The 1829-nt window shown below is 54.8% G+C and carries 1 protein-coding gene; it reads left to right on the top strand.

Features of this window, described 5'->3' with window-relative positions:
• The first annotated feature begins 303 nt into the window (after positions 1-303).
• Complete coding sequence (locus ACQKE4_RS20620; RefSeq protein WP_427390096.1) at positions 304-1689, top strand: D-alanyl-D-alanine carboxypeptidase family protein; 1386 nt, start codon at positions 304-306, stop codon at positions 1687-1689.
• The last annotated feature ends 140 nt before the right edge of the window (positions 1690-1829 follow it).

Genomic DNA, 1829 nt, shown 5'->3' with positions numbered 1-1829 from the left:
TTCGGGGTAAGTTAATGGCATGAGCCGTATACGTGGCCCGTATGTACGGTTCTGTGAGAGGGATGAGGCGGTAACGCCTCACCCTACTCGATATTCGATTTAAGCAATCTTTTACATCTCCGCTGCATGTTGTCTTTTTCTACGCTTAACTAGGTATATACTCTACCTACGATAAATCGTGTGCGTGCTACTTTACCGCTTTGGGAAAACCCTGCGTGGGCCTTGCATTGAGCCTTTAGTACGACACGTTAGCTAAGCAGTAGGTTTACAGTTAGCGCATTGATAAACAAGCAAGGGGCACGTATGTATGCGAGGGTAAAAAGCGCAGTGGGTAAAGCGTCGTTTATTTGGTCGATGGGATTGGTTTTACTGTTACTCATGATGGCCACCAGCGCTCAGGCGAACCCACGCTACGCGGGAATCGTGGTGGATTTAGACAATGGCGAAATACTTTACGCCGAAAATATTGATGAGCAGCGTTATCCCGCTTCTCTCACCAAAATGATGACCATGTACTTAATGTTTGAGGCCCTTGAAGCGGGCACCATGCGTTTAGACCAGCCTTTGCCTGTCTCGCCCTATGCCGCTGCCAAGCCCGCGGTAAAACTATGGCTTGCTGCCGGTAGCACTATTCCCGTTGATACTGCCCTTCGTGCTCTTGCGGTTCGTTCTGCCAATGATGTTGCGGCGGTCGTTGCCGAAGCATTAGGCGGTAGCGAAGAGCGCTTTGCACAAATGATGACCACGAAAGCGCGTGAGTTAGGCATGCCCGCGACGACCTTTCGTAACGCATCAGGTTTGCCGGATGACAGGCAGGTCACCACGGCACGCGATATGCTGACACTGTCGGTCCGCGTGAGGCAGGACTTCCCTCAGTACTATCACTATTTTGGACTTCAAGAGTTCACCTTTCGTGGGACACGCCATACGAGCCACAATCGGCTGGTACGTGATTATGCCGGTGCCGATGGCCTTAAAACCGGTTTTATTCGCGCCTCAGGTTTTAATGTCGCGACCACGGCAGTACGCGGGAATAGACGATTAGTCGCCGTTGTTATGGGTGGTTTTTCGTCTCAGTCACGTGATACGCATATGGCTAACCTGTTGGACCGAGGCTTTATGCGCGCGTCGTTGCGCGATCAGCAGACCTGGATGGCGAATACCAACGTTGCTCAGGAGTTTATGGCGTTTGGCCCGCCTGCACTTGCCCCAGCACAGCCTGCTGCACCGTCGCAGCCCGCTCAGCGCCAGCCACTGCTAGCAGTAGTTGAAACCACGGCACAGTCTGCTCCCACAACGCCGCCGCCTTCGGTTGACCTGGAGGAGCAATTGGCCAATATAGCGGTTATACAGCGTCCCGAAACTAACAATGTTGTGGCAGAGCCTGACCCACTGCGCGCCTTTATCGAGCGTGAGCGCCAGTTGGCCTCGGTGCCTGATACGGGTGGCAGCTGGGGCATCCAGGTAGGCGCTTTTAGCCAAGAGATGCAGGCGCGGCAGCTAGCTCAGCAGGCTGCCAATCGCATCGGGCAAAGTGTTGGTGGTCGTGTTGAAGTAGATACTGTCCAGGGGCAAACGCCTGTTTATCGCGCCCGTCTAGTCGCGCTGGATGAACAGCGTGCCCGTCAAGCCTGCCTGGAGCTTCACTCCCAGGGGATGGACTGCATGGTGGTTAACGCCAGCTTATAAAGGTGGCGTTGTGAGCAGACCCCGCCAATCACGCATTGGCGGGGTTTTTTGTTTGCCCGGCGAAGCCGGCAACCCCGGACACCTGAAAGAAGGTGTCGTCACCCCGACTGAGGGGAAGACAACCCGACTGGCAAGGGCGC

The organism is Halomonas sp. NPDC076908 (assembly GCF_050269715.1).
GTDB lineage: Bacteria > Pseudomonadota > Gammaproteobacteria > Pseudomonadales > Halomonadaceae > Vreelandella.
Note: the sequence above shows the minus strand (reverse complement) of the source record. Positions and strands in the feature narration are given on the sequence as shown.

Coding starts and splice junctions, on each gene's coding strand:
- ACQKE4_RS20620 (WP_427390096.1), top strand. CDS start 304: ATGTATGCGAGGGTAAAAAGCGCAGTGGGTAAAGCGTCGTTTATTTGG.